The organism is Pseudomonas sp. 39004, assembly GCF_028682155.1.
In the GTDB taxonomy this organism is placed as follows: Bacteria; Pseudomonadota; Gammaproteobacteria; order Pseudomonadales; family Pseudomonadaceae; genus Aquipseudomonas; species Aquipseudomonas capeferrum.
In genome coordinates, this window is sequence record NZ_JANIAG010000210.1 from 1 (window position 1) to 8,128 (window position 8,128).

At 64.4% G+C, this 8,128-nt stretch carries 8 protein-coding genes; 3 read left to right on the forward strand and 5 right to left on the reverse strand.

The features are described 5' to 3' along the window. Window positions 1–30: 30 nt before the first annotated feature. Complete coding sequence (locus NP534_RS23975) at window positions 31–873, reverse strand: mechanosensitive ion channel family protein (RefSeq protein ID WP_033702817.1); 843 nt, start codon at window positions 871–873, stop codon at window positions 31–33. A 114-nt stretch (window positions 874–987) separates the two neighbouring features. After that, a complete protein-coding gene (locus tag NP534_RS23980) occupies window positions 988–1,473 on the reverse strand; it encodes a YajQ family cyclic di-GMP-binding protein (RefSeq protein WP_033702818.1) in 486 nt (161 codons plus the stop codon). 100 nt (window positions 1,474–1,573) lie between these two features. Between NP534_RS23980 and NP534_RS23985 the strand changes: the two genes are divergently transcribed. Genes NP534_RS23985 through NP534_RS23995 form a run of 3 tightly spaced genes read left to right on the forward strand, consistent with a single transcriptional unit; the run spans window position 1,574 to window position 5,129 of the window. After that, window positions 1,574–2,491, forward strand: a complete 918-nt coding sequence (locus NP534_RS23985; protein ID WP_274100350.1) for a putative 2-dehydropantoate 2-reductase — start codon at window positions 1,574–1,576, stop codon at window positions 2,489–2,491. Window positions 2,492–2,530: 39 nt separating this feature from the next. Beyond that, on the forward strand, window positions 2,531–4,561 hold the full coding sequence (locus NP534_RS23990) for a sensor histidine kinase (RefSeq protein WP_274100351.1): 2,031 nt from the start codon (window positions 2,531–2,533) through the stop codon (window positions 4,559–4,561). A gap of 1 nt (window position 4,562) precedes the next feature. After that, window positions 4,563–5,129: a cob(I)yrinic acid a,c-diamide adenosyltransferase gene (locus NP534_RS23995; RefSeq protein WP_274100352.1), complete on the forward strand. Its 567-nt coding sequence runs from the start codon at window positions 4,563–4,565 to the stop codon at window positions 5,127–5,129. 106 nt (window positions 5,130–5,235) lie between these two features. Here the strand turns inward: NP534_RS23995 and NP534_RS24000 are convergent, their stop codons facing one another. From NP534_RS24000 to argJ, 3 genes are read right to left on the reverse strand one after another with little or no spacing between them, the layout of a single operon-like run. Further along, the gene (locus tag NP534_RS24000; protein ID WP_274100353.1) at window positions 5,236–6,180 is read right to left on the reverse strand and encodes a Nudix family hydrolase; all 945 of its coding nucleotides are present in this window, start codon (window positions 6,178–6,180) and stop codon (window positions 5,236–5,238) included. Further along, window positions 6,177–6,809, reverse strand: coding sequence for a glutathione S-transferase family protein (locus NP534_RS24005; RefSeq protein ID WP_033702823.1), 633 nt, complete (start codon window positions 6,807–6,809; stop codon window positions 6,177–6,179). The genes NP534_RS24000 and NP534_RS24005 overlap by 4 nt, the downstream gene beginning before the upstream one ends. A gap of 52 nt (window positions 6,810–6,861) precedes the next feature. After that, window positions 6,862–8,079 carry a bifunctional glutamate N-acetyltransferase/amino-acid acetyltransferase ArgJ gene (gene argJ, locus NP534_RS24010; protein ID WP_274100354.1) on the reverse strand — a complete coding sequence of 406 codons (1,218 nt, stop codon included), beginning with the start codon at window positions 8,077–8,079 and terminating at the stop codon, window positions 6,862–6,864. Window positions 8,080–8,128 lie beyond the last annotated feature (49 nt).

Genomic DNA, 8,128 nt, shown 5'->3' on the forward strand with positions numbered 1-8,128 from the left:
CGCATAGCGGCCCCGGCCTTGAAGCGTTGCTTACTGCGTAGCCGTCTCCTGCACCACACGAATCACCCGCTGCGGAAACGGAATGTCGATACCCTCGGCCTTCAACCGGTCACGGGCATGCTCGTTGAGCATGAACATCACATCCCAGTAGTCCGAGGTCTTGGTCCAGATGCGCAGCGACACGGTGATCGAGCTGTCGCCCAGCGTCGAAATCACTGCCTGCGGCGCCGGGTCGGCCAGCACACGTGGGTCCTGGGCCAGTTCCAGCAGCACATTACGCGCCTTTTGCAGGTCGGCGTCGTAATCCACGCCCACGTCGAACACCACCTTGCGGGTCGGCTGGCGGTTGGTGTTGGTGATGATGCCGTTGGACAAGCTGCCGTTGGGCATGATCACCGTCTTGTTGTCACCCGTGCGCAGCACGGTGTGGAAGATCTGGATGCTGTCCACGGTGCCACTGACACCCTGCGCCTCGATCCAGTCACCAATGCGGAACGGGCGGAACATCAAGATCAGCACGCCGCCGGCGAAATTCGCCAGGCTGCCCTGCAAGGCCAGGCCGATGGCCAGGCCCGCGGCGCCGATAGCGGCAACGAAGGAGGTGGTCTCGATGCCGATCATCGACGCCACGCTGACGAACAGCAGAATCTTCAGGATGATATTGGCCAGGGTGCTGATGAACCCCTGCAGCGCCAGGTCGGCGTTGCGCAGGCCGACCAGCTTGCCCAGGCGCGCGCTGAGCTTGTTGACGATCCACCAGCCGATAGCCAGGGTCAGCAACGCCAGGCACACCCGGCTGCCGTATTCCATGATCAAGGGGATCCAGGTCTGCGATTGGCGGACCAGCTGATCGACTTCAGCGTTCAAATCCATGTTCATCTCCTGATGCCGAACGGCATGTGCACGGTAAAACTGGCCGCGGGCATTTCCGCGGCCACGGCCCCCATGGACATCATTGCGCCATCGAGGTTCCTGGCAACGCCCCGATCAATCGCGGAAGTTGTTGAACTGCAGCGGCATGTCGAATTCCTTGGCGCGCAGGGCGGCGATCGCCTCTTGCAGGTCGTCGCGCTTCTTGCCGGTGACACGCACCTGCTCACCCTGGATGGCGGCCTGAACCTTGAGCTTGGCATCCTTGATGTGAGCGACGATCTTCTTCGCCAGCTCCTTGTCGATGCCCTCGCGGAATTTGGCTTCCTGTTTCATTTCCTTGCCGGACGGGTAGGCGTCCTTGGTTTCCAGGCATTTGACGTCGATCTTGCGCTTGACCAGCGCACCGCGCAGGATCTCGATCATCGCCTCGAGCTGGAATTCGGCTTCGGCGGTCAGCAGCACGGTCTGGTCCTTGTCCTTGAACTCGAAGTTGCCCTTGCCCTTGAGGTCATACCGGCGGTCGAGTTCCTTGACGGCGTTGTCTACAGCGTTCTGCACTTCGTGCTTGTCCAGTTCCGATACCACGTCGAACGAAGGCATGGTTTTTCTCCAAAAATAAAAGCGCGCTCGGCCTGAAGATGGAGCACGCTGAGTTAGACGGTTAAAATGCGGACTCATTATAACGGGTTGCGAAACGCATATGAGCAGCACCTGGCATATTCTCGGCGCGGGTAGCCTGGGCAGCCTCTGGGCTTGCCGCCTGGCGCGCGCGGGCAAGGCGGTACGCTTGATTCTGCGCGACGCGCAACGGCTGCAGGCCTATCAGCAGGTAGGCGGCCTGACGTTGCACGAACAGGACACCGCCAACCACTACGCGATCCCCGCCGAAACCGCCGAGGGCGACGGCCCGATCCACCGGCTGCTGGTGGCCTGCAAGGCGTATGACGCCGCACCGGCCATCGCGCGCCTGGCGCCCAGGCTGGCCGACGGCGCCGAGCTGGTGCTGCTGCAGAACGGCCTCGGCAGCCAGGACGAAGTCGCCGACCAGGTCCCCCATGCCCGCTGCATCTTCGCCTCCAGTACCGAAGGGGCTTTTCGCGAGGACGACTGGCAAGTGCGCTTCGCCGGCCATGGCTTCAACTGGCTGGGTGACCCGCTGACGCCGGCGCTCCCGGAATGGTTCGATGACCTGCACGACGCCGGCATCCCGGCCGAATGGACCGTGGATATCCTCCCCCGCCTGTGGCGCAAGCTGGCGCTAAATTGCGCGATCAACCCACTGACCGTGCTGCACGAGTGCCGCAACGGCGGCCTGCTGGAGCACCTGGGCGAAGTGACTGCCCTGTGCGACGAGCTGGCCGAACTGCTGCGTCGCTGTGGCCAACCCCAGGCTGCCGAGGACCTGGACGAAGAAGTGCAACGGGTGATCCTCGCCACCGCCGCCAACTACTCTTCCATGTACCAGGACGTGCGAGCCGGGCGGCGAACCGAGGTCCATTACCTGCTCGGCCACGCCTGCCGCGCCGCCGATCGTCATGGCCTGCAGCTCCCGCAGCTGGAACGCCTGCACCGGCGCCTGGTCGATAACCTGCAGGCACGTGGCTTGCCCAGCGCCTGACGCTGGCCCTTTCAACCGGAGACGGACATTGCCTTGCCCATGACCCTGCGCCAACGCCTGGAAAACCTCCCGGTCGGGCAAAAGCTGCTGGCGGCCCTGCTGGTGCTGCTGGTGACCATTCTGCTGGTGGCCAACCTGACCTTCATCAGCGCCGCCTACTGGATCACCCAGGAAAGCATGGCGCCCCAGGCCCTGCAGACCATCGGCCGGCTGGTGTCCAACCCACAGCTGGCGACCCGGGCAGGCGACACCCCGGACACCGCCAGCGCCTTGCTCAAGGAGCTGGACAGCTACACGCCATTACGCGCGGCGGCGGTGTACGGCGGCGATGGCCGCATGCTGGCACAACTCCAGCACGGCGAACCGTTGGCGCTGCCCAGGCGCTTTCGCGACATCGACGGCTGGCGCCTGATGGAGTTTCGCAGCACGCAGCTGATCCGCATCCCACGCGACGCCAACCCACCCGCACACCTGCTGCTGGTGGCCAGCAGCGAACTGCCCACCGCCTTCTACACCGGCACGCTCAGCGCCAGCCTGGGCATCCTGGTGTTCAGCATCCTGCTGTGGATCGTCGTGGCCCGGCAAATCAAGCGCTTGATCACCCAGCCGATCAACCAGCTCGAAGAACTCAGCCGCCAGGTCACCCGCGAAGAGAGCTACGCCCTGCGTGCCCGGCGCGGCAACGACGACGAAATCGGCAGCCTGGCCGAGGCGTTCAATACCATGCTCTCGCGCATCGAAGCCCGCGAGCAGCAGCTCAAGCGCACCCGCGATGAATTCCAGACCGCCTACGACCAGGCCCAGGGCCTGGCCGAAGAAACCCGCCATACCAACCGCAAGCTGGAGCTGGAAGTCCAGGTGCGCAGCAAGATCGAGAAAAAACTCACAGGCTTCCAGAATTACCTCAACAGCATCATCGACTCCATGCCCTCGGCCCTGATCGCCCTCGACGAGCAGCTCTACGTCACCCAGTGGAACCACGAGGCTACCGTGCTCTCCGGGACACCGCTGGACGAGGCCCTGAACCAGCCGATCTTCATCGCCTTCGAGCCGCTCAAGCCATTCTTGCCGCAGCTCAAGGAAACCGTGGAAAAACACCGGGTAGCGAAAATCGAGCGCGTCACCTGGCCCAAGGGCGATGAACTGCGCCACTACGCCCTGACCTTCTATCCACTGATGGGCGGTGGCGGCCGCGGCGTGGTGATCCGGATCGACGACATCACCCAGCGCCTGTCCCTGGAGGAGATGATGGTGCAGTCAGAGAAGATGCTCTCGGTAGGTGGCCTGGCCGCTGGCATGGCTCACGAGATCAACAACCCGCTGGGGGCCATTTTGCATAATGTGCAGAATATCCGCCGCCGCCTGTCCCCGGAGTTACCGCGCAACCAGGAACAAGCCGAAGAGCTCGGCATCGACCTGCCCACCGTCAACCGCTACCTGGACAGCCGCGAAGTGCCGCAGTTGCTCGACGGGATTCAGCAGGCCGGTGCGCGGGCCGCCAAGATCGTCACCCACATGCTCAGTTTCAGCCGCCGCAGCAATCGCCAGCTGGCACCTTGCGACCTGCCGGCACTGATCGACCAGGCCTTGGAGATCGCCAGCAACGACTTCGACCTGGCCATCGGCTTCGACTTCAAGGGCCAGGCCATCGTGCGCCAGTTCGACCCACACCTCGGGCCGGTGCCGTGCACCGCGAACGAGCTGGAACAGGTGCTGCTCAACCTGCTGAAAAACGCCGCCCAGGCCATTCACCTGCGCCCGCAACCCAGCGAGCCTGGGCGCATCACCCTGCGCACCCGGCTCAACCCGCCCTGGGCCGAAATCCAGGTCGAGGACAACGGCGTGGGCATGCCCGAAGCCGTGCGCAAGCGCACCTTCGAGCCGTTTTTCACCACCAAGGAGATCGGCCAAGGCACCGGCCTGGGCCTTTCGGTCTCGTATTTCATCATCACCAACAACCACAAGGGGCAGATGGAGGTGCAGTCCACGCCCGGCCAGGGCACATGCTTCACCCTGCGCCTGCCCCTCGGCCAGCCGGCAGCGACGGCACCGAACACCACGGAGGCATGACATGGGCTACCGCCTGTCGAAGATCTACACCCGCACTGGCGACCAAGGCGAAACCGGCCTGGGCGACGGCCGTCGGGTGCCCAAGGACCACCCACGCATCGAAGCGATTGGCGAGGTGGACAGCCTCAACAGCCAGCTCGGGCTGCTGCTGGCAGGGCTGGCCGAGCAAGGGCTGGCTGAGGTCAGCGAGGTGCTGGCGCCTTGTCAGCACCGCTTGTTCGACCTCGGTGGCGAACTGGCGATGCCCAGTTACCAAGCGTTGAACTTGGCCGAAGTGCAGCGGCTGGAAGCGGCAATCGATGTATGGAACGAGGAGCTGGGGCCGTTGAAGAACTTCATCCTGCCCAGTGGCTCGGCACTGGTGGCGCACGCGCATGTGTGTCGTTGCCTGGCGCGCAGCGCAGAGCGCCGCTGCCAGCAGCTGAACGCGGTGGAACCGCTGGAAGGGGTGGCGTTGGCGTATATCAATCGGCTGTCGGATCTATTGTTCGTAGCCGCGCGGATCATTGGCCGCCGGCAGGGGGTTGCCGAGGTGCTGTGGCAACCCGCAGAAAAGCCTCAAGGCTGAGAGTGCCAGGGCGGGGCAAGCCCACTCCCACAGGTACTGCGCTATCCTCGTGTGGGAGCGGGCTTGCCCCGCGAATGGGCCGCAAAGCGGCCCCAGTACTGGCGACTCAAATCTCAGGCCAGAACGCCCGAATCCCGGCAACGCCTTGTGCACCGAGTTCCCAAGCGCGCTCACGCTCACCCGGCCCGACCCCACCCAGCAAGAACACCGGCCGGCTGAAGCCCGCAACCAGCCGTTGCGCCTCATCCCAGCCCAGCGGCACGGCCTCAGGATGCGTCTGCGTCGCCTGCACCGGCGACAGGGTGACGAAGTCGACCCCCATCTGTTCCGCCAGCGCCAGCTCTTCTGCACTGTGGCAGGACGCCGCCAACCAACGGTGCTCAGGGAATGGCCGCCCCTTGGCCGCATACTTGCGCAGCTGCGCGGCCGTCAGGTGCCAACCCGCAGATGGGAAATCGCCCAGCCACTCCAGCGGCCCCTTGAGCATCAGTTGGGCCTTGCCGCCACACAAGCCGACCGCATCCACCGCCACGTCGCGGTACTTGGGGTCGTACATGTCCGGCGCACGCAACTGAATCAGGCGTATGCCGCTGGCGACCGCCTTCTGGATGCCCTTGAGCATCTCAGGCACTTCAAGGCCATCGGGGGTGATCAGATACTGGTCCGGCAGGCGCGCGGCGGCGACAATCGGCTTGTTGGCCTCGGGGAAGTCGTACTGCGGCAGTTCGCGTGGTGTTACCCAGGCCAACGGCTGGCCCTCGGCACCATGGGGCTCGCCGGTGAATGCCTCGACCTCGCGAACATCCAGCAACACCTGTTTGTCCGGGTAATCGTGGCTGACCTTGATCAGCGCCCGTGAACGGGTCACTTCGATACCCAGCTCCTCACGAAGCTCGCGGGCCAGCGCCGCTTCGACGCTCTCGCCCTCTTCCACCTTGCCGCCCGGGAATTCCCATAGGCCGCCCTGGTGTTGGGTATCAGCCCGTCGCGCGATAAGAATGCGGCCATCGGCGCCGCGGATCACTGCGGCCACTACATGAATGCGTTTCACCCTGCGCGCTCCGCCAGGCCAGCCTGTTGCCAGGCCTTGAAGGCCGGCCACTGGTAAATGGTCTCGATGTACGTTGCCGCCTCTGCCGGCACCTCAACGCGGTAGGTGCGCAAGCGCACAGCCACCGGGGCGAAGTAGGCGTCAGCGAGAGTCGGCTTGCCGAACAGGAACGGCCCACTGTCTTTGGCTACCAAGCGGCACTCGGACCACAGCGCGACGATACGGTCGATATCGACCTGCACGTCCAGCGGCACGTTCTCCAGGGCTTCATCACGGGCCAGGTCGAACGGCATCGCCCCGCGCAGGGCGAAGAAGCCACTGTGCATCTGCGCGCAGGCCGAACGAGCCTGAGCACGGGCAGCCACGTCGGCAGGCCACAGCTGGGCCTCTGGGTGGCGTTCGTTGAGGTATTCGGCGATGGCCAGCGAGTCGGCGATCACACCGTGCTCGGTCTTGAGCAACGGCACCTTGCCGGTGGCCGAGTAAGCGAGCAGGCGTTGGCGGGTGTCGGGCTGGTTGAGTTTGATCAGGGTTTCTTCGTAGGCAACGCCAGCCAGCTCAAGGGCCAGGGCGCCGCGTAGCGACCAGGAGGAATGCAACTTGTCGCCGATGATCAGGTGGTAGCTCATGGTTCGGCTCCATTTGTCTGGGGTTATGGGGCCGCATGCGGCCCCACATGCATCAGGTGCGGTATTCGGCGTTGATCTTCACGTACTCGTGGGACAGGTCGGTGGTCCAGATGGTTTCGCTGCACGCACCGCGGCCCAGCTCGATGCGGATGGTGATCTCTTCCTGGGCCATTACCGCCGAACCCTGTGCCTCGGTATAGCTAGGGCTACGGCCGCCCTGGCTGGCGATGCAGACGTTGTCCAGGTAGACGTCGATCAGGCTGACATCCAGCGCCGGCACGCCGGCACGGCCAACGGCCGCCAGGATGCGGCCCCAGTTGGGGTCGGAGGCGAACAGCGCGGTCTTGATCAGCGGCGAGTGAGCCACGGCGTAACCGACGTCCAGGCATTCCTGGTGGTTACCCCCGCCGTTGACCTGCACGGTGACGAACTTGGTGGCGCCCTCGCCGTCACGGACGATGGCCTGGGCCACGTCCATGCACACTTCGAATACGGCCTTTTTCAGGGCTTCGAACAGCGCACCGCTGGCTTCGGTGACTTCCGGCAGGTTGGCCTTGCCGGTGGCGATCAGCATGCAGCAGTCGTTGGTCGAGGTGTCGCCATCGATGGTGATGCGGTTGAACGACTTGTTGGCGCCATCGAGCATCAGGTCCTTGAGCACCTGGGGTGCGACCTTGGCGTCGGTGGCGATGTAGCCGAGCATGGTGGCCATGTTCGGGCGGATCATGCCGGCGCCTTTGCTGATGCCGGTAACGGTAATGGTCACGCCATCGTGCTGGAACTGGCGGCTGGCACCCTTGGGCAGGGTGTCGGTGGTCATGATGCCGGTGGCGGCTTCAGCCCAGTTGTTTTCCGACAGGTCGTCCAGGGCGGCCTGCAGGGCGCCTTCGATCTTCTCGACCGGCAGCGGCTCGCCGATCACACCGGTGGAAAATGGCAGTACCGACTCGGCCGGCACGCCGGTCAGCTCGGCGAGCTTGGCGCAGGTACGCTCGGCAGCGGCCAGGCCCGGTGCACCGGTGCCGGCGTTGGCGTTGCCGGTGTTGGTCAACAGGTAACGCACAGTGCCCTGAACGCGCTGCTTGGAGAGGATAACCGGAGCGGCGCAAAAGGCGTTGAGGGTGAACACGCCAGCGACGCTGGAGCCTTCGGCACAGCGCATGACCACCACATCCTTGCGCCCAGGGCGCTTGATGCCGGCAGAAGCGATGCCGAGTTCAAAACCCGGAACCGGGTGCAGGGTGGGCAAAGGACCAAGACCAACAGCCATTAGAGCGCTCCTAGATAAAACGGTTAATGTCGAAAAACGGGGGCGCTTT